The sequence below is a fragment of the Nafulsella turpanensis ZLM-10 genome (assembly GCF_000346615.1).
Lineage (GTDB): Bacteria > Bacteroidota > Bacteroidia > Cytophagales > Cyclobacteriaceae > Nafulsella > Nafulsella turpanensis.
In genome coordinates this window covers 70,339-95,248 of the sequence record NZ_ANNU01000019.1, presented here as the reverse complement: position 1 = coordinate 95,248, position 24,910 = coordinate 70,339, and the positions used below count along the sequence as shown (strand labels likewise).

Annotated in this window: 12 protein-coding genes; 3 read left to right on the top strand and 9 right to left on the bottom strand. The window is 44.1% G+C overall.

Annotated elements, in window-relative coordinates; translation table 11 throughout:
- Positions 1-61 precede the first annotated feature (61 nt).
- On the top strand, positions 62-760 hold the full coding sequence (locus F752_RS0109010) for a hypothetical protein (RefSeq protein ID WP_017731400.1): 699 nt from the start codon (positions 62-64) through the stop codon (positions 758-760).
- A gap of 517 nt (positions 761-1,277) precedes the next feature.
- On the opposite strand, the gene F752_RS0109000 is transcribed toward F752_RS0109010, so the two are convergent.
- The 4 genes from F752_RS0109000 to F752_RS0108985 form a co-directional block, all read right to left on the bottom strand.
- Positions 1,278-2,639, bottom strand: a complete 1,362-nt coding sequence (locus F752_RS0109000; protein ID WP_017731398.1) for a RagB/SusD family nutrient uptake outer membrane protein — start codon at positions 2,637-2,639, stop codon at positions 1,278-1,280.
- 22 nt (positions 2,640-2,661) lie between these two features.
- Positions 2,662-5,712 carry a SusC/RagA family TonB-linked outer membrane protein gene (locus tag F752_RS0108995; protein ID WP_026135623.1) on the bottom strand — a complete coding sequence of 1,017 codons (3,051 nt, stop codon included), beginning with the start codon at positions 5,710-5,712 and terminating at the stop codon, positions 2,662-2,664.
- Positions 5,713-5,992: 280 nt separating this feature from the next.
- Positions 5,993-10,156 carry a hypothetical protein gene (locus F752_RS0108990; protein WP_017731396.1) on the bottom strand — a complete coding sequence of 1,388 codons (4,164 nt, stop codon included), beginning with the start codon at positions 10,154-10,156 and terminating at the stop codon, positions 5,993-5,995.
- A gap of 8 nt (positions 10,157-10,164) precedes the next feature.
- Positions 10,165-10,572, bottom strand: coding sequence for a hypothetical protein (locus tag F752_RS0108985; RefSeq protein ID WP_017731395.1), 408 nt, complete (start codon positions 10,570-10,572; stop codon positions 10,165-10,167).
- A gap of 388 nt (positions 10,573-10,960) precedes the next feature.
- Between F752_RS0108985 and F752_RS0108980 the strand changes: the two genes are divergently transcribed.
- Both F752_RS0108980 and F752_RS0108975 read left to right on the top strand, forming a co-directional pair.
- Positions 10,961-13,267, top strand: coding sequence for a TonB-dependent receptor (locus tag F752_RS0108980; RefSeq protein WP_017731394.1), 2,307 nt, complete (start codon positions 10,961-10,963; stop codon positions 13,265-13,267).
- On the top strand, positions 13,267-14,307 hold the full coding sequence (locus F752_RS0108975; protein ID WP_017731393.1) for a DUF4249 domain-containing protein: 1,041 nt from the start codon (positions 13,267-13,269) through the stop codon (positions 14,305-14,307). Before F752_RS0108980 ends, F752_RS0108975 begins: the two co-directional genes overlap by 1 nt.
- A 951-nt stretch (positions 14,308-15,258) precedes the next feature.
- On the opposite strand, the gene F752_RS0108960 is transcribed toward F752_RS0108975, so the two are convergent.
- The 5 genes from F752_RS0108960 to F752_RS0108925 form a co-directional block, all read right to left on the bottom strand.
- Entirely contained in the window at positions 15,259-16,530 is a 1,272-nt protein-coding gene (locus F752_RS0108960) for a hypothetical protein (RefSeq protein WP_017731390.1), read from the bottom strand.
- A 24-nt stretch (positions 16,531-16,554) separates the two neighbouring features.
- On the bottom strand, positions 16,555-17,991 hold the full coding sequence (locus F752_RS0108955; RefSeq protein ID WP_017731389.1) for a SusD/RagB family nutrient-binding outer membrane lipoprotein: 1,437 nt from the start codon (positions 17,989-17,991) through the stop codon (positions 16,555-16,557).
- Positions 17,992-18,003: 12 nt separating this feature from the next.
- The gene (locus tag F752_RS0108950; protein ID WP_026135622.1) at positions 18,004-21,231 is read right to left on the bottom strand and encodes a SusC/RagA family TonB-linked outer membrane protein; all 3,228 of its coding nucleotides are present in this window, start codon (positions 21,229-21,231) and stop codon (positions 18,004-18,006) included.
- 1,039 nt (positions 21,232-22,270) lie between these two features.
- Positions 22,271-24,202, bottom strand: a complete 1,932-nt coding sequence (locus tag F752_RS0108930; RefSeq protein WP_017731384.1) for an OmpA family protein — start codon at positions 24,200-24,202, stop codon at positions 22,271-22,273.
- Positions 24,203-24,212: 10 nt separating this feature from the next.
- On the bottom strand, positions 24,213-24,851 hold the full coding sequence (locus F752_RS0108925; RefSeq protein ID WP_051049884.1) for a 7-carboxy-7-deazaguanine synthase QueE: 639 nt from the start codon (positions 24,849-24,851) through the stop codon (positions 24,213-24,215).
- Positions 24,852-24,910 lie beyond the last annotated feature (59 nt).

The window sequence follows — 24,910 nt, the reverse complement described above, 5'->3', positions numbered from 1 at the left end:
GTTTCTTTCAAGCTAATTTATTACTAATTTAAGAAGAAAAAGTAATTTAGCTTATCCCTGTATGAAGCAGTTCTATCTTATTCTTACCGCCATACTACTAGCAAATTCATTCGCTGTGGCTCAATCCGAAGGTCCTATTAGGGTGGAAGCTGGAGAAAACGTTGCTAAAGCAGTTGCCTTCAGTGATCAATTTCGCTTTCCAAACTTTCAAAAAGGCACTGTTTTTTTTAAAAACGGAAATACCGGCTCTTCTTTGCTTAACTATAACCACCTTTTTGATGCGGTGCAGTTCATAGACAAAAAGGGAGATACTTTATCCTTAGCAAATCCCTTAGATATTGAACAGATCAAAATTGGAGATAAAAAATTCTTCTTCAACAACGGATATTATGAAGTTATTGCTGAATTCCCGGCAGTAAAGCTGACAATAAAACAGGTTCTTGAAATTAGTAACAGAGAAAAGATTGGAGGCTATGGCGAACGGAAAAATACTGCTGCCATTGATAATTACTCAAGCATGTACATGAATACTCAGGTCCATGAATTAACTGTTAATGAAAATGTAATCCTGTCCAAAAATCCTTCTTTTCATCTCCTGGACCAGAATGGCAGACTTTTTCCAGCCACAAAAAGGAATGTTTCAAGAATCTTTCCAAGGAAGCACAGAAAAGAAATTGTACAATTCATCAAAGAGCAAAATACAGATTTTAATCAGGAACATTCTATCATGGAAGTTCTTGAATTTGCTTCTACCCTGTAGAATAACTGCGACCATAGCTTACCCGCTTTCTTTTTCTCCTTCCACTTTAACTGTAGAATTATAATACATTTCTCTTTTCAAAGAGCCCCCCTCAGTTCCGGAGGTATGGACAGGTATTGATAAAAATAGCTGCTAAAGGTTATACACAGAACAGCCTTTTCTTGGTGAGTCTTCCTTAAAATACATCTCTCAATTACCCAACTTTTAAGCAACAGAAAGTTGCTTGCCTGCATTAGTACCAGGAAATAGGTCCCCATACTTCCTTAATTTGTAGGGCTGTCTTCAGCTTGTTTGCCCAATGGCATACGTTTGACCAGCATCTTTTTGGACTTTCCTTTCCAGATAAAAAAGCTTATTGGACTAAATTCCAGTTTCATTTACTTATCTGATGAGGGAGATATTAACAGCCTTTTAAAAGCTTTTACCAGCTATTCTTGTCAACTAAAAACGTTCGTCATCAGGAAAAAAAAAGAGGCAGCCATACGGCTGCCTCTTTTTTACATTTTCTGGACCTTAATTAATAGTCCGCATTTTGTTCAATATTAGGATTTGCATCTATTTCACTCTCAGGAATCGGGAAAGCTAAAGAGGAAGATCCAAATGGAATGTCTTCTGTAAACGCCTGCTCTTCAGACACAAACGGAATGGCTCTTCCGTTTCTTAATAAGTCAAAGTAGCGGTGTCCTTCAAAAGCCAGCTCCTTGCGGCGCTCCTCAAGCACATTATCAAGAGAAGCAGCCTCATAAGGAGTGGCACCTCTTAATTCAGCAATCTGGTTAATTATCTCCAGCGCTTGTGCCTCCGCATCCGGTGTTCCGATTTTAACCAAAGCTTCAGCATAATTTAGCAGAACCTCAGCATAACGAATGATAATGATGTCATCACCGGCACCAGCATACTTCTCTGTCATCCTGATTACACCCTTATCATAAAGGGTATACCAGTCCTGACGGATATCATCTTCCTCATAGGCATCATAAAGATCATCCAGCACCTCTACATCACCATAATTGGTGGCATTAATGATGTACTGAATACTGTTGCTGCTAAGGTTATCATTTTCGCTTAATGCAAGGGCGAAAATAACACCTGCAGATCCAACTCCTTCTCTAGCCCAGGTTTCAGAAAGTGCAAACTCACCTGACTCTATTACCTCCAGCGCATTTTCTGCAGCCATTTGCGGCTGCCCTACATACAGATAATACCTGGATTGAAGAGCATCCACAGCCCATGTGGTAATGTAATAAGGTACATCGCTGTTTAGTTCAACTAACATATTAGCCTCCGCTGCAGCAAGATCTGCCTCAACCTGGGCCCATGTTTCCTCTACCGAGGCACGCTGAGGAGTAATATCCTCACCTCTAAACTCAGTTACAACAGGAATCCCAAGCGAACCGCCCGCAAACTGCTGACCATAAAGGCGAAGCAGGTCCATCGTTGCCAAAGCCCTGATGGCATAAGCCTGTCCCTTCACATGATTTACAGCCGCCTCCTCATCGGTTTCCAACTCGGCATTAATAACAATGTTTGCGTTGGCAATAACTTCATAAATCTGTGTCCATGTATCCCTTACGTAAGCATCATTAGGCGTAAGGAAGAACTGTGCCGGACCAATAAAGCGGCCAGATGCACCATTACTAAATGCATTATCTGAGCGTACTTCTCCGAAAATCACCAAATCTCTTCCGTAATAGAACACTGAATTCATGCGATCATAGGCACCATTCAGTACAGTAGTAAGCTCCTGCAGGGTTTGAACACTGGAAGCAAAATCTTTTTCAGTGGTTACCTCAGGCTCCAGGAATTCATCTGAACAGGACCCTAAGCCCAGGGTGAGCATTAGTGCAAGGGCACCAGCTTTTAAACTATTTTTTATCATAATAAATTATTCTTTACAAAGTTTAGAAAGTTACGCTAAGGCCGAGAGAGTAAGTTTTCAACGGTGGCGCATTCAAATCAAGGAAAGAATCTGATGGCACTTCAGGGTCAAACTCAAGTCTTTCATCCTTTACCCATGTCCATACGTTCGTACCTTTCACGTAAATATGAGCACTACCCAATCCAATAGGAGAAGTAAGGCTTTCAGGCAGAATGTAACCGAAGGTAACATCTCTTAATCTCAGGTATTCGCCATCATACAAGCGTCTTGTAGAGGTAGCATTTGATTGAGAAGTATTTCTGTACACATTAACCGGGTTTTCAGCGATATCACCCGGCTTTTGCCATCTGTCCAGCTGGCTTGCATACTGGTTGGCTGTAAGGAGGGAACGACCATCTGATCTTGTATAAGAAGCCCATGAGTCATACACCATATTACCGGTTGAATAGTACAGTTGCCCGCTCAGGTAAACTCCTTTAAACGAGATGCGGTTATTTAATCCACCATAGAGAGTTGGCGTCGGGCTTCCCTGGAAGCTTTCACCGGCATCGCGATAAGAAGAAGTAGTTTCACCGCTCTTACCTTCCACATACCAAAGCGGAGCACCAGTCGCCGGATCTACACCGGCCCATGTTGGCATATACCATGCCCAAACAGGAAGTCCTTCTGTAACTCTTCTGGTGGAATAAGTGATACCTATTTCATTTCCTTCTGGATCTTTTGGCAGGAGGGTTACTACGTTTTCCAGAGTAGTTAAATTTCCGCCAATTTCCCACTGGAAATCACTTCCTTCAGGGAATAAGTTGGTATTCAGGGTAAATTCCCATCCTTCGTTCTCCATCTCACCTACATTCAGTGTCTGCTCTATAAAACCCGTTGTTCTGGAAAGTGGCACATCAAGCAGAAGATCACTTGTAGTTCTCTGGAAGTAATCTACTGAACCGGTTATTCTGTTAAACAAAGCAAAATCAAGACCAACATCAAGAGAATTACTATTCTCCCACGTTAAGAGCGGATTTCCCCACTGGCTTGGCAATGCGGCAGGACCGCCATTGTAGGCACCACCAAAACTCAATAAAGTCTGGTATTGATTCAGGTCAATATTTGCGTTACCGGCTTTACCATAAGATGCTCTGATTTTTGTGGTATTTAACCAGTCGCTGGCTCCTTCAAGGAAAGACTCATCAGAAAGCACCCAGGATGCACCTACTGAGTAGAATGTACCCCAGCGGCTATCTGGTGAGAACCTGGAATTACCTTCTCTTCTGATGGTACCATCGAGGAATATATTTCCTTTGTACGAGTAGTTGATCATACCTACTATTGAGTTAATGGCCCAGTCGTTAGTATAACCTGCAGCATAATCCTGTGTACCAACAGAAGAAGGGTAGATCAGGCCAGTACCACCAATACCGATACCACCTGTACCCATAAAGTAAAGCTGGTTCTTTTGTGCCTCATAAGCTGCTTTTAAGTCAACTTTATGAGTACTGTTAATATTGATGGTATAATCCAGCATATTTCTCCATACCCAGTTAAAGTTACGTACCAGGTAAGTGTATGACGAACCATCATTACTTGGGTCTCCATCGGCAGAAAAACCATCACCATAGAAAGGATCATCGTAATCTATCTGCTCCGTAATATTATAATCAAGACCCAATTCGCTGGTAAACTTCAGGTCATCCAGAATCTGGTACTGTATCGAAGTTGTATTGAAAGCTCTTGACAGCATTTTTCTGGCAATGCTGTTTTGTGCCACATACAAAGGGTTAAAAGCAATAGAGAATATATCGGTAGCAGGCGTTCCATCTTCGTTGTAAGGATTGTCAAATGGCATACCAAAAAGGCCCATCAGGTCGGGGTTGCCAAAGTAAGCAGCGCCTTCCAGTTGTCCGTTTTGAACCACATAAGAACCTAATAATGAAGTATTGAAGGTCAGCTTATCGGTAATCTCCTGCGTGAATGCTAATTTGCCTGAAAATCTTTCAAAGTCAGATCCAATATTTACCCCATCCTGGCTAAAGTAGCCACCTGATGCATAATAGGTTGATCTTTCAGAGCCTCCACGGGCGGAAAGGTTATAGTTATGCGTCATCGCATTATCATTGGTTATAACCTCCTGCCAGTCTGTATTTGTTTCACCATCCCAGCCGGTAAACTCTGGCCCGTAACCAGCAGCAATTACTTCATCAGCTGAAGCAAAGTTAAAGGCTTCAGAATTTACCAAAGACTCATACCACAACTCATGCCACTCTTCAGCATTCAGCATTTCGGCGCCATCAACAGCGCGGGATACATAGCCAGACTGTGCTGAAAAAGTAATGGCAGGTTTACCCATGCGTCCTTTTTTCGTGGTAATAATGATAACACCGTTCGATGCACGGGCACCATATATGGCAGCAGCACTGGCATCTTTCAACACAGAGATGCTTTCAATGTCGCTTGCACTCAGCGTAGAGAGTATACCCAAGCTACCAGTAGCCTCTCCGGCACCTACTCCACCACTTACTACTGGGATACCATCAATTACAAAAAGCGGTTCATTACCAGCCGTAATGGAGCTAACCCCTCTGATACGGATATCCTGAGTAGAACCAGGAGTACCAGAAGCAGCGCTCAGCTGTAAACCGGCAACATTTCCCTGCAGAGCCTGCTCTACTGTGGAAACCGGTTTTGCCTCAATATCACTACCTTCTATAGTTCCAATAGATCCGGTAAACGCATTTTTCTCACGAGTACCATAACCTGTTACTACTACTTCCTGTAGCGTCTTTACATCTTCCTCTAAGACTACATCAATAACCGAGCGGTTACCAACGGCTACTTCCTCAGGAGTAAAACCTACAAAAGAAAAAACCAAGACGTCCTGTCCTGCAGGCACTTCAATTCGGTATTCTCCATCAAAATTTGTTACAACCCCCGTGGAGGTACCTTTAACACGTACGGCCACACCAGGGAGTCCTTCTTCACTGGTCTCTGAAATAACCGTACCCGTGACTGTTCTTTGTGCCCATGCTTCGCTTATCAGCGCAGACATCAGCACAAAACAAATGAGTAAAATCCTCTTCATAAATTACTGTTTTTGTTTGTTAACTGGTTTAATTAGCTTTCGAATATTCTTCTAAACTCAATGATAGCACATTTTTCAATAAATAAATAGGGTGGAATAAAAAACTTTCTGCAAGCCCAATATTTTTTTTCGATTCCCAACCAATTTACACCAAAATCATTTTCAATAGCTGTCCTACACCATTTAAATCCCTTTCATTTAGCTCCTTCACAGAATATAATAATAATAAAAGCCACCCTTTTCAGAGGGTGGCTTTTATGCCTGATTTTCTATTAGCAACCTATATTTTAAACACTCTTACAGAGAATTCGTTTCCTTTATTATCCCTGAGTTTAACAATAACCAACTGGCCCTGTTTCACTTCAGAAAGAGTTAACTCATTTAAATGCTCCCCCTCATTTCTATAGCCTAAGGAGCGGCTTTCCAGCACGCGTCCCTGCAGATCAATTATTTCAAGATAAACCTGGCCTGCTTCAGGCATGTACCAGTGAAGTACTCCCTTTTCCCGCAGCGGATTAGGATACACCTCTACCGTAAATTTACTTAGAAGAAGGTTTTCCATGAAGCCTAATGGCTCATTTGCCTGAATTTCCACATCATCAATAACCCAGCCATAGGCTACTCCATTCTCATTAGAATGTAAGCGGAACCGAATTAAAATTGTATCTCCCGCGGTATAGGTCTGGTGCAAATCTATTTCCTGGGGCACAAACATGGTCTGTTCTGCCTGCATACTCAATCTTGCGGCATCCTGCCAATCTGCATTTTGCGAGGCATCATATCCAGGCTCCAGGGCTGTCCATACTATCCCATCTTTACTTCCTTCTACCACCACATAGTCCTTAAAGTCTTCTTCTCCAAAGGAAGCCCCCTTAAGCCCTGCTTCAACAACAGCAATATCCCTGTAACGTACCAGGGCATTATGGGCATCTACAATCACCGGCCGGTTAAATTGTGCGGTATAATCCGTTTCTCTTTCATAAAAATGCTTGCTGTGCATTGCTGTATTACGGAATCCTGAGGGAAGCTCGAATGTAAATCCATTCCCCTTAAAGGCATAGGGTTCCTCCGAAAAATCAGTTGAATAGCTAGCTACGGGAGAGCCAACCACCAAAGGCTCATAGAAATAAAGGGCTGACTCATATGCAATCCCTTCTTCGTAACCCACAGCCCGCAGGTTAACAGTTGCTTCTCCTTCTGGGCGGTATTTAAGCCGGAACAAAGAATCTTCAGCCACAGTAGTTCCTTTCCATTCAGCTACCTTTGTTCCGTTTGCTACCACTTTCAATGAGTCATAGGGAGACCTTAGGTTAAGATTTATAAGAATTTCTCTACTTGGCGCGGAAGATACCATTTTAATTAAAGGGCTTTGAATCACAGGAGGAATCTCCGGAAAGGTAACCGTCCAGATGCCTCTCGCATGGGTTCCAATTACCACCTGATCATCCACCACTTTCATATCCCACACCGGTACATTAGGAAGCCCATTATTGGCAAGGCTCCAGCTATTGCCACCATCTGTTGATTCTACAAGGCCGATTTCCGTGCCCGCCCAAATTCTGTCTGGCTCATGCGGCATTACAAGTAATGAATACACGGCTACATCAGGAAAACCATTGGTACTTTCCTGCACTCCTCCAAAGCCGCTTATATCATGCCAGCTATTTCCTAAATCTGTCGTTCTAAGAATCTTTGCATAATCGGCATAGGAGAAAAGAGCGTAAGCCGTTGAATCTTCAGTCGGATGGGAATAAAGGCCAGTAATCACTCCTGCATTACTGAAATTACTGGTCATTTTAAACGTTTTACCTCCATCAACCGATACATGTAAATTCGCTACTCCATCAATCATCCCAAATCCTGCCCACACCACATTTGGATTTGCTTCAGAAACCTCCACATCCAGAAAAGAGGCATATCCTGCCCTGAACCAGTTTTCACTGATTGGAGACACTGTCCAGTCGCCACCAAAATTCTCAGTCCGCCATACTCCTTCCTTTCCTACAGCAAAAACTACATTGGGTTTAGATTTATGACTGGCAAGTTTAGTGATAAAAGGGGCTGTATCTGCATCTTTATCTGAAATACCTGTGTTGGCAAGGCTCCAGTTTTTACCGCCATCTACCGTTCTATATATAGAATTATAATAGAGGGTTCCCATCATTTTGTTGGGATCGTCGTAATTCCAAACTACCTCAAAACCATCTCCCCCCAGGGCGCGGAAATATTTTGTTCCAGCATCTGCAGATACATCCGGGGAAGAACGCCATGTTCCATTATCCTGTGTACCTCCAATATAGGCATCCTTTCCAGGCATTTTATCAATTCCATAAAACTGGGTGGTATTGTAGCCATTTCCTGCAAAGGTCCAGTCCCCATCATTTATTCCGGGCGATGAGCTGACATTGGAAACATACACTCCCCCATCGTTTCCTACTATTATTTTAAATGTTTTACTTAATTCATTAACAGGCACCATGGTTATATTATGATGATCCGGATGCAAGCCACTTATTTGTGACTGATTCGTTTGCTGGCTAAAGCCATTAGGCCCATCGAGGGTTCCGTAAGCATCGGCTACAATTGTTACTGTCCTGTCTCTCCCTTCTTTTTCACCATATTCCAATACCAGCTTTGAATCAGGCAATGCAGTTGGGTTCCACTGGCTTCCTTCAGTTAGAGTGGGCCATGTAAAATACATTAAGTGCTTCACCTGACCTCCTTCCATAGCAATTTGAGCATGCGCTGTCTCAGCATATGGTTCAGCATGTATGTACAGGTACTCCCGGTTATCTAACATCTGCTCATCGCTATATTGCCGGTCCTTCAGATTAAATTTACCATCTCTTTCCTGGTCCCTGAAAGAAACCATTAACTGTCGATTATGGGTAATGTCCCAAACCTGGAATGGTACTTCAACATAATCCTGGTAAGTATATTCACTATCAGGGATACCGGCCCCTCCATCTGAATTTGAACCTCCATCCTGTGGAACAGTAAATCGGTGCGCCTTCTGCTTCCTACCTGAGCCAAACCGTACCTCAACAGTGCCTATTTCGGAGGAAGGAAGATTTTCATTTACCTGCAGGGCTCCACCAAAATACTTTTGTCCGAAATTCACAAATGAAAGAAATGAATCAGTATTTTCCTCTCTGACTCCCAGAAATGCTGGCTCAGTTTTACCCGCTGCACCGAGCTGCACCCGAAATAAATTTACCCCGCCAAGATAGGCTTCTTTATCATTGTAAGGGTTAACGGCAATGGTATTGTCATACCAACCCTGCCCTCCCAGGTAATCATACTCAGTCTCTCCTGCTAAAGAGACCACTAATTCCCAGCTGGCCCCCGCATCAGCAGATGTAAACAAATCACTTCCTGTACCAGAGGCACTTCCTACAGTTAATGCATACAATCTGTTGGGATTCGATGGGGCAATTGCCAGTTCAATCCTTCCTTCAGTTGTTAATGCACCTGTTGCTGCCCATGTTTCACCCCTGTCTTTAGATTTGATGACTCCTACCCCATTTATACTTGCATACTGCACAGCAAAATTATCGGGGTGAGCTATAATATGCTCTATGGCACTATTCGCCTCATACACCTTCTTCCAACTCTGACCGCCATCGGCCGATTTCATGATTTTTGAATTTGGCCCGCCGTTTCCCCAATAACTGGGACTGGTTATTGCTAACAGTTCATTCTCATTTGCCTGATCTACAATAATGCGATTAATGTTCCTGAAGTTATCATTGTTTGCAGTTGAACCCAGTTGGTTCCAGGTAGTTCCTCCATCAACAGATTTAAAAATACCATCACCATTTACACCATTATACCCGGCAAAAGATTCACCTGTGCCGGCATAAATAACATCTGGATTCGCTTTGGAACTTACCAGAGTGGTGGTAGCCATATTAGCAAGCTCTGGGGTCAGGGAGCTCCAGCTCTCTCCTCCATCTTCCGTTTTCCAAATCCCTCCGGCTACGGAACCAGCCAACCAGGTATTTTTGTCCGGATCTCCGGGCAGCACCAGTATCGCCCGGGTGCGTCCTGGTACGTTGGCCGGTCCACGCTCTACCCATTCTAGAGGAGAAGTACGTGCATTATGAGAACTAAATCTACGACTTTGTTTTGCCCTTTGTAGTTCGGTATAGCGGTAGCCAGGCTTATAAGCAGGGGCCTCTTCTCCCCACCTCGTACGGATGGCCTGATGAAACTTTGTATATTCATCCGGCTTATCCGCCTTTGCATAGCCAGCTGCACTTTTTCGAAGCCCCTTCTCTTTCATTTCTTTCTGAAAGAGTTCCAGGGGAGTCCATGAAGTTTTCTCTGTTACCTCCTGCAAATTTTCCACAGGAACAGCTACTGTGTTCAACTGGAGCAGTAGGGCTGCTGCCATCAGGCCAGACAGCAGTATACCACCTCCATAGAGTAACTTTTTCTTCATACTCATTTTTATTGTTGTAACTTTTTATTCTCGGGCAAAGGGCGTCTTTGTCCATTTTCGACATTCAGGACAAAACGGCGTATGCCGTTAGCAGAAGTATTGGGCTGCACAATTCCTAATCGTTGTTCCACTAATATTTCATTATTGGAGAACCAGCTTAAATTTACATTAGCCAGGGTATCCTGAAGAATAATTTTTTCTTCCTTGTGTTCAACAACCATCAGCTTCACCAGCTTATCGGCTTCAGATAAAGTATCTGCACTCAAAAAAAGAGTATACGAGCCTGCCGGGCTTGGCAGACTTTGTCTTCCTTCACCTAACTCAGCGCTTATTTGTTCGTCTATTGTCATTTTATTTTTTACCTGCACACAAGCAGCCGCTAACAGGAGAAAGGAGAGCAATAATAAATTCCGCATTTTTGAATTTTTGACTTTAAATATACTATTTAATTATTATCCTCCAGATAATCCAGCAACCTTTTAGGTGTTTTTATTATATAATATATAAAATAGCTTCCCTTTTAGCTCCTCTTTAGGCTAGAACTCCTGACTATTACCATTTAGTTCATCCTCGCTTTACTTCCGTCTCAACAATATCCAAACAGTTCATTTTTTCTATTCAAACCGTTCATTTCAGGTTTTAACCATATGTGTAAATATTTAGCAATCCTTCACTTAAACTACCTATCTTGGCATACTTATTCGTTTTTTCCTGTAGTTATTATTCTTCTCCCTGCCGATTATGCTGAAGCAGAAAACTGTTCTCTTATTTTTCCTACTTCTCACCTGCTTATGGAACCAGATAATGGCAGAAGCTGCCCAGACGCCTGCTTTTCATACTCTTTCCGGTACAGTTACAGATACAAGGGGAGAACCATTGGTTGGAGCTTACATCCGCATAAGCCCCGGGAATAAAACTGCCGTAACAGATTTTGAAGGCAAATTTAGTATACCCCTGAAAGCTGGCCTTTACCAGATAGAAAGCCAGTATTTAAGCATGAAAAAGTACCGGCGGGAAGTAAAACTGGATAATGATGTCCAACTGGCCATTGTTCTGGAATCTGGTGAGTTAAGCCTTGAAGAAGTAGTAGTAACTGCCGAACCCAGTATGGATGTGAACGCTGTAACTATGGGGAGCTCTTACCTTGATGTAAAAACCCTTCGAAAGATGCCTTCTTTTTTAGGTGAGGTAGACGTAATCCGCTCCATTACCACCCTTCCCGGGGTAGCAAGTGCAGGTGAAGGAACTGCTGGTTTTTATGTTCGTGGTGGTAGTGCGGACCAAAACCTGATTTTACTGGATGATGCCCCTGTTTTTAATTCAGCCCACCTGTTTGGCTTTTTCTCGGTATATAACCCGGATGTACTTAGCAGCTACACCCTCCACAGAAGTGGAATATCTGCACAGTACGGCGGCCGGATCTCCTCCATACTCGATGTAAGTATAAAGGATGGAAACAAAGAGGCATTAAAGTTTTATGCCGGGCTTTCTCCGGTATCAGCAAAGATTGGTTTTGATGGCCCAGTAGGTAAGAGCAGCAGCATTTTAGTGGCAGGACGTGCTGCTTACCCTGATTACATCCTGAGGCTCTTCCCGAATGAAGACGTAAAAAACAGCTCCGGCTATTTTTACGACATAAATATGAAGTTCAGGCAGGAAATTAACTTAAACAATTCCCTTGAGCTATCATCCTATTACAGTAAAGATGGATTCAAGTTTCCGTATGATACCGTTTACAGCTGGAGTAATATGCTGGGGAGCCTTAGGTGGAATCATATTTTTAACCCAGCCCTGAGCAGTTCCCTCAGTCTTGCCAAAAGTGTTTACCAAAACAATGTAGAAGGCATTGCTACGGGCGAGGAATTTATACTAAATTCTGGCATAGACTATACCGGTTTAAAGGCAGACTTTAATTACCTGGCCCTGCAGAACCAGGTAATTGATTTTGGGGGAGGAATAGCGGATTACAAAATTCAGCCGGGCATTCTGGAGGTTTACGGAACCTCCAGCTTTAAACCGCTAGAACTCCAACGCGATGAAGGAAGAGAGCTTTTTTCCTACCTTAATAATGAGATTACTTTTAATGAAACCATTTCGCTGGCCTTGGGTCTCCGGTACTCCTTTTTCATAAAAACAGGCCCAGCAGATGTTTATATCTTCGAAGAAGGAAAGCCCAGGAGCGAAACCTCCATTACCGATACCCTCTCCTATGCCGATGGAGAAGCTGCCCAAACCTACCAGGGCCTGGAGCCTCGGGCGTCGTTAAAGTACTCCTTAAATAGTATTAGTTCATTAAAAGCCGGTTACAGCCGTACCCGCCAATATATACAGCTAATTTCAAATACTGCTGCGATTACTCCTGTAGATGTATGGAAGCTGTCTAACAAACATATTCTGCCCCAGGTTTCTGATCAGCTTTCCATAGGGTACTTCCTGGTTAAACCAGATAATTCCCTTGAATTTAGCTGGGAGATATATTATAAGTGGCTTCAAAACCAGCTGGATTATAAAGATGGAGCGAAAATTTTATTAAACCCTACGCTGGAGGCTGATTTGTTGTTCGGTGAGGGCACTGCTTATGGTTCGGAATGGCTCGTGAAAAAGAACGAAGGGAAAGTTACAGGCTGGTTAAGCCTGAGCTACTCAAGGTCCTTCCGTACTATCGCCGGAGAAACCAAAGAAGAAACTATTAATAACGGATTAAAGTACCCTTCAAATTTCGATAAGCCCATCAACCTTAATCTGTTTATGAACTATCAGTTCCCTGCGCCGAGATGGACCTTTTCTGCCAACTTTAATTACAGCACCGGGCGTCCTATTACTGCTTCTGACTCATGGTATCGCTATTACGGAAAAATATTTGCTAACTATCCCGGCCGCAACCAGGAGCGGATGCCGGCTTACCACCGCCTCGACCTTTCCATCAACTATAATCCAGACCCGGCGAAGAAGATTCAGACCAGCTGGAGCCTGTCGGTTTATAACCTTTACTTCCGAAGAAATGCTTACTCCACCCTCTTCAGGCATCAATATGGCAGGCCTCCCGGGGCTTATAAGTTATCTGTAATAGGCGTGGCGGTTCCTTCCCTTAGCTTTAACATCAAATTTTAATGAGAAAATACACCACCTTCTTCTACCTGCTATTGATCTTTCTGTCTGGGTGCATCGATCCTATTGATTTTAAATTCGATGGGCAGACCCAACACCTTGTGGTAGAGGCAAAATTCACTAATGAGGCAAGTATTAATTATGTAAAACTGTCGAAATCCAGCCCCTACGACTACCCCTACAATATCTTTGTTGAGCAGGCTACTGTTTACATAACAAGCAAGGAAGGGGAATTCTTTCCGTTCAGGCATATTGATAACGGATACTACCTGCCAGTAGGTGAAGCCAAAGGAGAAACAGGCGGCACTTATACCCTTCATATTGAGAACGAAGGAAAAAAGTATCAATCTAATCCTGTTACCATTCAGCCTCCCGTTAAAATTGATTCTGTTTATTTTGAATATGCCGAAGTGTGGGTGGCTGAAAAAGGGAAGAAAGAAAAAGAATTAAAGCCAGGCTACCGGGTTCTTGTAGATTATGTGGACCCGGAAGAAGAGGATAACTTTTATCGCTGGTCTTACAACAGTGAATTTGAGGTGCATACCCAGCCATGGGATTATGTTGAAACTTCCTGTCTCGGCTGCCCTCGCCCGGATCCAAAAAAATGTTGTTCAATATGTTATATTGAAGAAGAAGGTGAGCTCCTTCCTGTCAATAACGATCGCTTATCAGATGGTAAAAAGGTAATTGCCCAGGAGGTGTTTTTTATTCCGTTTGAAAAGTACCTCAACTATAAGTATAAGCTTCAGCTATACCAATACTCTACAACTGAAGAAGCTTTTAATTTCTTTAAAGTAATAAAGGAGCAAAGCGAAAGTACAGGTGGGATTTTCGATCCTCCTCCGTCTGAAGCAAAAGGTAATATTTTTAATATAGACGATGAAGGAGAGCAGGTATTAGGGATTTTTGATGCGGCTGGTGTCTCCCGAAGGGATATTACCTTAACCTTTGATGAAATTCCCTATTATAAGCCTCCGTTTGTTTATCCTGATGACTGCAGATTAATGGAAAATTCCACTACTGAAAAACCAGAAAACTGGTAAAACTCTAAACTGGAAGAAACAAAATAAAGGATGCAGCCTGTGCAGAGAGCAGAGAATGGCTGCTCCTGTACTATTGTAAAACGTACAGGGACTACAGGTGTATTCCAGCAGTTAAGCCAAAAGCTCCTTTCCCTATTCCCTAAGCATGGAAATCCTCCTTCTCCATTTCATTTAGCCTCACTCTTTTGATTCTCTTGTCTTGGATGGGAGCAAAAGGAAAAGTGCCGGCAGCGCGACGAAAGATTTACTCCTTGCCCCTCCTGTTCCCCCATAATAACTCTACTATGGCTATTGGAATGGGCAGAAACTGTACTTCACCTCTACGCCCGCATTGTTTTTCAAAATAAAGCATTGCCTCCTTCTCCATGTTTCTTCTGGCATAAAGAAAATACCTGGACAAACAATGTTTACCTAGGCTGTGTCTGATGAATCAAAATTAGATGTTATGCCGGCCTAAGGAGCCGGACGGCAGCGGCCGACCGTGGCCGATACCGCATCTTTTAAAGGTTGATAACCCACTGAGTTGTCTATTTAATCGGACCGCCGAAGCGGAAAGATTCCTCCGCGATTTCTATGGCGGCCGCCTTCGTCGGAATGACAAAAAATGTGTGTATAGTATTCACCAGACACAGCCTTGCAGAATAGTAACAGTAGGCCAAAATCGAGCAAAGGGGATTCAATAGCTGGTACAGGGCTCAGGAGGAAATTCCACTCCGGGATAAGGTTACAGGGGCAGTTCTTCCAATAAAAAAGGGGCCGGAAGCCTTTGGACCAGAGATCATCCTCCCTCTGGTATTAATTTTACATAAGTAGGGTTTTAAGGCCTTTAAGGGGCTTCAGCTTTTATTAGCTAGCTACCTACAAAACAAAGAAGCCTCTCCAAAATGGAGAGGCTTCTTTTCAAGAACTTATATTTCGGCAGGAAGTAGTTTACTCCTGCTTCAATACCATTTAGTCCATTATTAGGGCTGATGAAGTGATGCTGCTCGTATTACCGGCCATATCCATCACCATGTAATATACAGTGTAATCACCTGCTTCAAGAGATTCAACGTCTGAACCGGAGAATAAAAGGTCTCCTGCACGTAACTCAACAGAGCCGGATGCTACTCCTTCAGCTGCAGAGAACTCTTCTGCATTAGTAACAGGTTCTGCAGCCGAATCCATAATTACGTACATTCCTGTACCGGCTTCCGTTGAAGTAATAGTGATTTCTGCATAGTCGCCTTCATCAGTAGCGCCAGTGGCAGTTTCAATTATTTCCGGAGCAGTATTATCAATCCGAAGGTCGTCACTTACAACAACCAGCTCAGCATTTCCGGCAAGGTCGGCGATATTTTCAAAGCCTACTTCCACTATGCCATCTCCTTCTGCAGTATAATCAAATGTATACACCAGTGGGTCGGCGGTAGCCTCTAAAGTATCTCTCATCATCTCACCGTTTACAGTAAAGGTGATGTAAAGAACACTATCTTCAGGGTTGGCATTCATTACTTCCTCATTGAAGTTAGCGGTTACTGCTACATTTTCACCTGCCATAACCGTATCGTCAGAGAAAGTCACATCTACAATAGGGTTGAAGTTATCAACGCGATAAAGGGAAACGAACGCGCTGTCTACAGTAGTTGCTCCAAATTCATCTGTAGCAGTGATTTCTGTCAATAATACTTCCGGAGTACCATTTCCTTCTCCGGCAGTATAAACTACAAAATAATTCTGAGGGTCAATTGCGGTAAGTTCACCAAGTGTACCAGATACAAAGGCACCTTCTTCAGTAACCATTTCAATGTTCGGATCCTCCGCAAGCGGAGCATCAAAGGCAAAGAATACCGTATCAGACATTTCATTTGCCAAAACACCGGTACCGGTGAGGGAAGCAGTAACTGCAGGCTCAACACCTGCAACAGCTACTTCATACGTACCAGATATGGTACCGTTAGAAGCTCCCAGAACTACATCGCCTACACCCAGAAATTCAACTTCTACAGTTGTGCCTGTGGCATCGCCTACAATCGCTGCAGGCCCTTCCACTGTCCAGGTGTATGCTTCTGCATCAACCATATCGCCAATGGAATATACAGCTGTTTCCCCTGGCACTACTTCCTGCGGTCCTAAGAAAATTAAACGATAGGGTCCGTCAAAAACCGGTGCTTCTTCTTCGCAGGCTGCAAAGGTGAAAGCAGCAATTAAGCCTAATAAAAATATCGATAGTTTATTTTTCATTTTCTCTTTTTTAAATTTTTTCGATTAGTCTACATCGAAGAACAGATTAGAAGTCTGCGTGTCTCCATCCTCAAGACCAGAAACTGCTGCTTCATAGTTAGCAGTGTTCAGGTTTTGCTCGCCAACAGGATAAAGGAAACGCACAGGGATATCTTCGTAAGCCAGATCTCCAGGAGGGTCGAAGAGCGGGAAGTCAAGTCTTCTCCAGTTTGTCCAGGCTACCAGACCTCTGTTATAAGCAGCAATGTATGACTGCACGCCAATCAGCTCATCCCAGTTATCATTATTGTACTCAACGAGGGGCTGATCCATATACAATTCGGCCATTTCAACCGTATTGCCGTACTGAAGCATGGATGTCATGATACCCGCTTCATAGTATGCTTCTGCAGGTGCCGGAACAATTCCGCTCCAGCGTGCAGCAGCTTCCGCCAGGTAAAAGTTAACTTCCGACGCACTCATGAGCATACCTGGGTAGGTGGGCTCAGTTAAGGCAGGCGCAACATGGGAGAAGTTAGCATAACTTGCACCTGAACCATATTCATCACCTATAAACTCTCCATTCAACATCGTGAAGTAGTCATCACGGCGAGGGTCATCCAGCAGGTTCATCAGGTCAACGATAGTTGCAGAAGGTACATAGTCATTACGTCCGCTTTGTACCAGGTCTACCCACACCGGGTTGGTATAAGGAGGGGCAGACAGGTAGTCGAAGTTGGCATTGAATACATTTGCTGTAATTAGCATGTCTGTATCGATTGAGCCAATAACCTCCTGAGCAAGTGAAGGATTAGAGTCAGCTACCAGAATCCCGAGCTTTAACTTCAGAGAGTTTGCAAAACGAAGCCACATTTCAGTGTCGCCGCCATAAATCAAGTCAGAGTTTGGAAAAGTTGGTGCACCAACACCTGCCTCAAGAGCTGCAATAGCATCATTCAGGCGGGTAATTAAATCTGCGTGAATTACTTCAGCCTCCGTATAAGCTGGCAGTAAGTTCTCTACATTCAGTGCCTCCTCGTAAGGAACATCACCATAAACCTGAATAAGGGTGGCCCAGGCATATACAGAAAGCACCTCAATAGCAGCTTCCTCATTAGCTCTCTGCTCGGCACCTAAAACAACATCAGGCACAGCATCAATCAAAACATCTGCTTCCGCAAGGTCTCTCAGTACATCGGTATACACCTCATCCCAGAAATTATCCGGAATGGCACGACTGGTAAGATTATAGTTACTCTCATCAATATAGGTTACCTGCGTCCACTGCTGTGAGTAAAGTCTGAAAACGTTCAGGTTAACGTTGGTACTGGTCATTACGTCTGCCAGTGCTATTTCAGCACTGGTAAACACAGCGGTATATGGCGCCTCAGTCGTTGCTTTGGGGTCATTATTAAGCTCGGTTATATCTTCGCAAGAAGCCAAGCCTGCCGCTAAAAGGCATGATAAAAATATTTTCTTCATTGTAATTGCTAATTAAAATTGCAGTTTAACATTGAAACCATAGCTTCTAACCGTTGGGTAAACCCCACTCTGGTAGCCCTGGATGTTACCGGCACTTAAACCAGCTTCAGGATCGGCATAAGGAAGGTTCTTATCAATAATCCACAAGTTGGTACCTATCAGGGAAATATCAGCTGACTTAATTACGCCTCCGGCTCTTTCAACGATTCCTTCTGGTAATTTATAAGTTAAGGAAGCGGAACGCAGCTTGATATAGCTGGCATCATAGATAAACTGTGCATTTGGAGCACCTGCCCAGCCAAATGGGTTACCATAATAGTAAGCTTCGGCTCTTACAGTGTTTGGTTCTCCATCTTCATTTACACCTTCAAGGAGTACACCACCGCCATCTGCTACACGGTCACGAACCGGGTTACCCAAATCATTCAGGCCGGCAGTCTCAGGATAAAGTCCGGTTCCCATACCATAGTACAGGTCCAGTGACCATATATCGCCACCTCTCTGCATGTCAATCAGGAAGTCCAGCTCGAAATTCTTGTAACGCAGGCTGTTAGAAAGACCTCCGGTCCAATCAGGGTTGGCGTCGCCAATTACTTCATTGGCCGATTCGCTCTGCAGGTAGAAGCCATCTTCTCCTACAATTTTCTGTCCAAGATCGTTATATACGAAGTTGGTACCACGAATAGTACCATAAGGCTCGCCCAAAGCAGCGTTAATGGTAATACCACCCTGAGGGTCAGCTAAAAGAAGGTTCTGGATTTCATTTCCTTCCTCATCGGTATAAATACTTTCTACCACGTTGCGGTTTCTGGCCCAGTTTAAGGTAGCAGTCCAGCTGAAGTCATCAGTACGAACAGGAGTAGCGAAGAATTGTACTTCCAATCCTCTGTTCACTACGCTACCAGCATTGATGTAACGGTAATAGTTACCTGTAGATGATGAAACAGGAAGTCGGAAGATCTGGTCTACTGAATTCATGTAATAGTAAGAGGCATCTACACCTACACGGCCGTCAAGGAAGGATGATTCCAAGCCTACTTCCCAGCTCTTGGTACGTTCTGGCTTCAGATTTGGATTGAACTTTGTAGAAGGCAGCGTAGCAACTGGCACACCATTAAAAGGTGTATTCAGAATATAAGGATCTCTTAAGGCATAAGCAGGCGCACCATTACCTACCTCTGCATAGTTGGCACGTAATTTACCATACGTAAAGATGGCGTTTGGCTCAACCAGCTCAGAGAATACAAAGCTTGTAGAAATTGATGGGTAGTAGAATGCATTTTCTCCTGCAGGAAGTGTTGAAGAAACATCGCGACGGATGGCACCTTCGAGGAAGATAGTCTCCTGGAAACCAATGCCTGCCTGTGCAAAAACGCCAATCACTCTTACATTCTCCTCAACTTCCACTGGAGCTTCAATTGGGTTCGCAGAATTATTCAGTGCAAACAGGTCTGGCACCTGTAGTCCACCATTCGTTTCCGCTCTGATAGAAGCTTGTCGGGTGGTACGGTAGTTGGTACCAATCAAACCATCTATGCTGAAATCTTCACTTAATTCGCGATTAAAGTTACCAATCAGGTCGTAATTGGTTTCGATAAAGTCTCTGTTAAAGCGCATGTACATAGGTACATCCACACTACCTACTGCTATTCTTTCTTCCTGAATTTCGCTGTAGCTATCGGCAGAAGCACGGGCAAGAATGTTGAACCACTCAGCTACATCATAAGTCAAACCTACTTTACCGAAGTAGCGATTGCGCTCGTCATTCTGGAAGTTCTCATAGCGGGTCCAGTAAGGGTTGTCCATATAAATCGGCTCAAGTCTCTCTGGACCGTACCAGTTCCAGGTAATATTCTGGCGGTTGCGGAAGTAAGCATCTCTCAAATCCACAACATCTACGTTTGTCTGCCACCACTGGCGGAACGACTGGTTAGGGTTTCTTGAGTCATAACCTGTTCCATAACGACCTAAGCCTTCGGTATTGGTATAGTTAATGGAGGCATTAGCAGTTAAATCTTCTGTAACGTTATAGGTAGCCCCAAATGTTACTAGGTTTTTGTCAATCTCACTGTTTGGCAGAATACCGATTTCATCTACTCGGGTATAGCCTAATTTAAAAGTACCCTTTTCATTTCCACCATCAATAAATATGCTATTGTTGTAGGTGTAAGGAGTTTCATAGAAGGCAAGGGCCCCATTCTCTGCAGCTACATAAGGACGTTTAGTCATAAAGTTTGGCGAAGCAGGATCGAAAGCATCCCAGTGGTACACCAGAAGGTTAGGATTAAATTCCGCACCGTAAGAGGCATCGCTGTCGAAACTGATCACTCTATCCTGTTCCCCATCTCCGTCAATATCTCTTAACAGGAAATAACCACCCTCGAACCATGGATAGTAACCCGCTCCGTAGCGGTTCTGGTAAGTTGGGAAGGTGCTCTCATCTATAGAACCGGTAGTGATACCTGAGTTCACTACTACACCAAGTCCTTCTGTACCTTTTTTAGTTGTTATCATAATTACCCCGTTAGCTGCACGGGAACCATATAACACAGTTGCAGCAGCACCTTTCAGTACAGTAACAGATGCAATGTTATCCGGGTTGATATCGGCAGCCGGGTTACCATAGTCAAATCCACCGCGGCCGGTCATCTGACTAGAAGTATTTGAAATATCATTATTGATCGGCACACCATCTACCACAAAAAGTGCCTGGTTGTTACCGGTCAATGAAGTGGTACCGCGGATAATTACGTTGGTTGAACCACCCATGGTATTACTTCTCTTGATATTCAAACCTGCCACGCGGCCGGAAAGTGAGTTCACAAAGTTGGTTTCACGGGTTTGAGAAATTGCTTCCGCATCTACCGTTTGGGCTGCATAGGAAAGTTCATTTTTACTTTTCTCAATACCGAGAGCGGTTACTACCACTTCCTGCAGTTGTTTCACATCTTCCATCAGTACTACGTCAATTACGGAGCGGTTGCCGATGGCTACTTCTTCAGTGTTAAAGCCTACAAATGAAAAAACAAGGACGTCATGTCCTTCCGGAACCTCTAAACGGTATTCACCGTCAAAATTGGTTGTTACACCTGTAGTAGTTCCCTGCACGCGTACGGCAACACCGGGAAGACCTGTACCGTCCACGCCGGAGGTCACAGTACCCGTTACCGTTCTCTGTGCAAACGCCTCGCTAATCAGCGAGGACATTAGCACGAAACTAATGAGTAAAATCCTCTTCATGTAATAATTGTTTTGTTTGAAAAATAATTAGAATACAGAATATTATTAATCTAAAGTCAATAATAGCACTTTTTAAATTAAAAGGGTAACCAGCCTATGGTTTGCTGGAAAAAATCTTCAGTTTATACAAGCAATTATTAATAAGTAAAAATCAAGAGCTGCAAGTAATATCTTGCTTAAAAGCTTAAATAATCACGCTAAAAACATGTAAAAAGAAGCATTTGCCAAAGCTAATCATTTTTTCCCTTTTTGCAATAAAGATTAATTCTTCTGTTGCCCTTAAGTGACACCTCATTTCTTAAAAGGGTTGGAAGGGAAAATTTATTCTTCCTTTTTTTAGCGGGAAACAGTTTTTCCTCCTTCAATAAGAAATTATTTCAATCCTTCTCCACCACCTGCAAACCTGACCTGCCTTCCCCTTCCCCCTCCCCTTACAGCTAATCCACTACCTCCCTTAAATTGCTTATTACCAGCTAATGCCTGCCGCGCGAAGTCAGCCGTGGCTAAATGCAAAAGTTGATAGCTGTGCTGCTTTATAACGTGAGTTATGTGTTGTTTTCATTGTAAAGCAGCCCTTCTAGAGCTATGGAGGCATTAAAGGCACCTCAAACTTTCACTCCACGTTCTTTATACTTTTGCCTTGACGCAAAAGTATCAAAAAGTCAAGGCTGTGAGGAAAAAGCTAAATTTCAGTTCTTTCCGCTGAAAACCTCCAAACCGCAGCGGCGGACCGCTCGCCTGCGGCTCAAACATGGAGATTTTTTAACCGCTCCATTTTCTGAAATTCTTAACGCTTTTTCCTCAAGGCCCTCTTTAGTGAATTTGCTAATCCATAATTCACGTTTTATTAGAAACTTTGAGAACTGTGCAGGTATACCGAGGAGTGAGCAGGAACAGCTAAGTGGACTCCTGTTCAGCCTTCCCCTTTTAGAAGAAGGAATATAAGGTTTAAGACTAAGGTTTCCCGTACTAAGCAGGCTTTTAACCAGCTGCTCCGCTGATAAGAGAGTAAAAGAAAGGTGCTGGTTTCCCTTCTGCCTTACAACACTCGAAACTCTATCCTCCGGTTCTTCTGCCGGTTTTCTTCGGTATCGTTAGGGGCAATGGGTTTGCTCTGGCCGTAGCCTTTTGCCTGCAGGCGGCTTGGTGAAATGCCTGCTTCTACAAGAAAGTTATATACTGCCCGGGCTCGTTTTTCGGAGAGCTGCTGATTATAGGAGGCATTTCCTACATTATCGGTATGGCCGGCAATTTCTATGGCTACTTTTGGGTTCTCCTTCAGAAACTGAACAACGCGCTCAAGCTCAGTTTCGGACTTCGGCTGCAATTGGTACTCATCAGTTTCGAAAAAGATATTGTTTAAGGTGGTGCTCACACCGGCCCGGATGGGTTCAAGATACACATCTATTGCAATAGGCTCGAGGGTATTATTTGTGCCATAATTAAAAGCGAGGCTTTTAAAAAGATAACCGGGCTTATTCACATATAAGGCATATTCCGAACCTTCGGTTAATACTATATAGTATGTACCATTTACCGAGTCGGAACTTACTTTATTTACGACCTGCTCATCGACAATATCGAAAAGGGTAACAGCAGCGCCTAAAGGCTTTTTCGTTTCAGCATCATACACCTTTCCACTCACATAATTACTCCGGTTGCGCACCTGCACGGCCTCCGGAATTTTAAAACGGTACAGAAGGCTACGGTCATTTGCGCCCCCGCCTTTTTCTTCATATGCATAATAGCCCTCTTCTCCATCGGCCGTTACAAAAAGCGACACCTGATCTTCATGGTTATTGATGGGATAGCCGAGATTGCGGGGCTCCTGCCACCCCTCCTCCTCCTGCTCTGTCACAAACAGATCATAGCCTCCCATCCCACGGCGCCCATTGGAGCCGAAATAAAGAGTTTGCCCGTTGGCATGGATAAAAGGCGACACTTCATCGAAAGAGGTATTAACGGTTTTTCCCAGATTCTCCACCACCTCCCAGTTTCCGGTTTCATCCTGCATGCTCCTGTATATGTCGTTTTGCCCCACACCACCCGGGCGGTTAGAAACAAAATAAAGGGTACGGCCGTCGGCAGAAAGGGCTGGCTGAGACTCCCATGCAGCGGAATTGATGATGGGGCCAAGATTTTTGGGTTCGCTCCATTCATTTCCGGTTTTGTAACTGATAAATAAATCACAGCTTCCATACCCGTTCCGCCCTCTGCAGGAGGTAAAAATAAGAGTGCGTCCATCGGCCGAAATGGTGGAGGTTCCTTCATTCCCTTCCGTATTGATGTTAGAAGAGATGGAAACAGGCGCCTGCCAGTTGCCTTGTTCATCGCGGCGGCTGATTACCAGATCCTCGTCATCCTGCGGGCCCGGTGTTAGGCGGCGGGTAAAAATAAGGTTTTGCTGATCGACTGTTAATACAGGGAAGTACTGCAGGGCTGCTTCATTTACTTCGGCTGGCAAAGGCTCCGGTTTAAAAGGCAATGGGTTCTTGAGTTGCTCTAAAGCAAAGGCAGCATCGGCTACAATATTTTCGGCAATGGAAACCAGGGCTTTTTGCCGGGGCTGAAGGGACAGAAACTGCGTCATCTGCTTCTCGGCCTGCTCATACTTGCCTAACTGCCAGTAAAGCTCCCCCAGAGAAAAGAGTGCCTGCGGATTGGGCGCTCCATCGGCCAGCTGGTTTGCCTGTTCAAGATGAGCCAGCGCCTCATCGTACTGGCCTACCGCCCGGTAAATTGCCCCCAGACGGAGGTGAGCCTCCAAAAAATCTTCTTCTTTTCCCAGTGATTCCTTTAAAAGCTGAACCGCCTGCCCGTACTGTCGACGGATAAAATAATTCTCTGATTCCTCAAACAGCCTGATGGCCTTTTTACTTCTTACTGAATACTCCTGCTGCCGCGACTGGGCAAGCGACAAAACACTGGTACTAAAAAGCATCAGCAATAATACAAAGGCTTTTGGATTCATGCTTTCGGTATTAAGGTATGTTCATGAATTTATGCACCTGCAGCGAAATGCGCCACTGCGGATGTGCTTTAATGTACTCAACAATTTCGGGCAACATTCGCTCGCTGCGGTCCCACTCGGGCTGCAGGTAAAGCCGACAGTCTGGCGAAACCTTCGCGGCATGCTCCTCTGCCCAGGCAAAGTCACTTTTATTAAAAATAACCACCTTGAGCTCATTGGCCCTGCCGTAAATATCCGGGTGAGGGGCTTTAAACTTTTTGGGCGAAAAGCATATCCAGTCCCATTGCCCGCTCATGGGGTGGGCTCCTGATGTTTCGATATTCGTTTCAAAACCTGCTGCATGCAGACGTTCTGTCAGGAAGTCGAGTGAGTACATGAGCGGTTCACCGCCGGTTACCACTGCCAGGCGGCCGGGGTGCTGACCTGCCTGCTTCACTATATCATCCACGGCAACCTGAGGGTGGGCCTCCGCATCCCATGATTCCTTTACATCGCACCACAAACAGCCCACGTCGCAGCCGCCCAACCTTATAAAATAGGCGGCACGACCCTGGTGAGCGCCTTCGCCCTGCAGGGTATAAAAAGCTTCCATCAACGGAAGAGTCGCTTCCGCCAATAGAGTTTCTTCTGTCTTATCTTTCTCTCTCATTATAGTCCTCCATCCGCTGCTGCGGCCTTTTTCTCTCATTCAATAATACTCCCCTATCA

Bases quoted from the DNA above. Each gene is read 5' to 3' on its own strand.
- F752_RS0108925 (WP_051049884.1), bottom strand. From the start codon at position 24,851: ATGAGAGAGAAAGATAAGACAGAAGAAACTCTATTGGCGGAAGCGACT.
- F752_RS0108930 (WP_017731384.1), bottom strand. From the start codon at position 24,202: ATGAATCCAAAAGCCTTTGTATTATTGCTGATGCTTTTTAGTACCAGT.
- F752_RS0108990 (WP_017731396.1), bottom strand. From the start codon at position 10,156: ATGAAGAAAAAGTTACTCTATGGAGGTGGTATACTGCTGTCTGGCCTG.
- F752_RS0108995 (WP_026135623.1), bottom strand. From the start codon at position 5,712: ATGAAGAGGATTTTACTCATTTGTTTTGTGCTGATGTCTGCGCTGATA.
- F752_RS0108960 (WP_017731390.1), bottom strand. From the start codon at position 16,530: ATGAAAAATAAACTATCGATATTTTTATTAGGCTTAATTGCTGCTTTC.
- F752_RS0109000 (WP_017731398.1), bottom strand. From the start codon at position 2,639: ATGATAAAAAATAGTTTAAAAGCTGGTGCCCTTGCACTAATGCTCACC.
- F752_RS0108975 (WP_017731393.1), top strand. From the start codon at position 13,267: ATGAGAAAATACACCACCTTCTTCTACCTGCTATTGATCTTTCTGTCT.
- F752_RS0109010 (WP_017731400.1), top strand. From the start codon at position 62: ATGAAGCAGTTCTATCTTATTCTTACCGCCATACTACTAGCAAATTCA.
- F752_RS0108980 (WP_017731394.1), top strand. From the start codon at position 10,961: ATGGCAGAAGCTGCCCAGACGCCTGCTTTTCATACTCTTTCCGGTACA.
- F752_RS0108985 (WP_017731395.1), bottom strand. From the start codon at position 10,572: ATGCGGAATTTATTATTGCTCTCCTTTCTCCTGTTAGCGGCTGCTTGT.
- F752_RS0108950 (WP_026135622.1), bottom strand. From the start codon at position 21,231: ATGAAGAGGATTTTACTCATTAGTTTCGTGCTAATGTCCTCGCTGATT.
- F752_RS0108955 (WP_017731389.1), bottom strand. From the start codon at position 17,991: ATGAAGAAAATATTTTTATCATGCCTTTTAGCGGCAGGCTTGGCTTCT.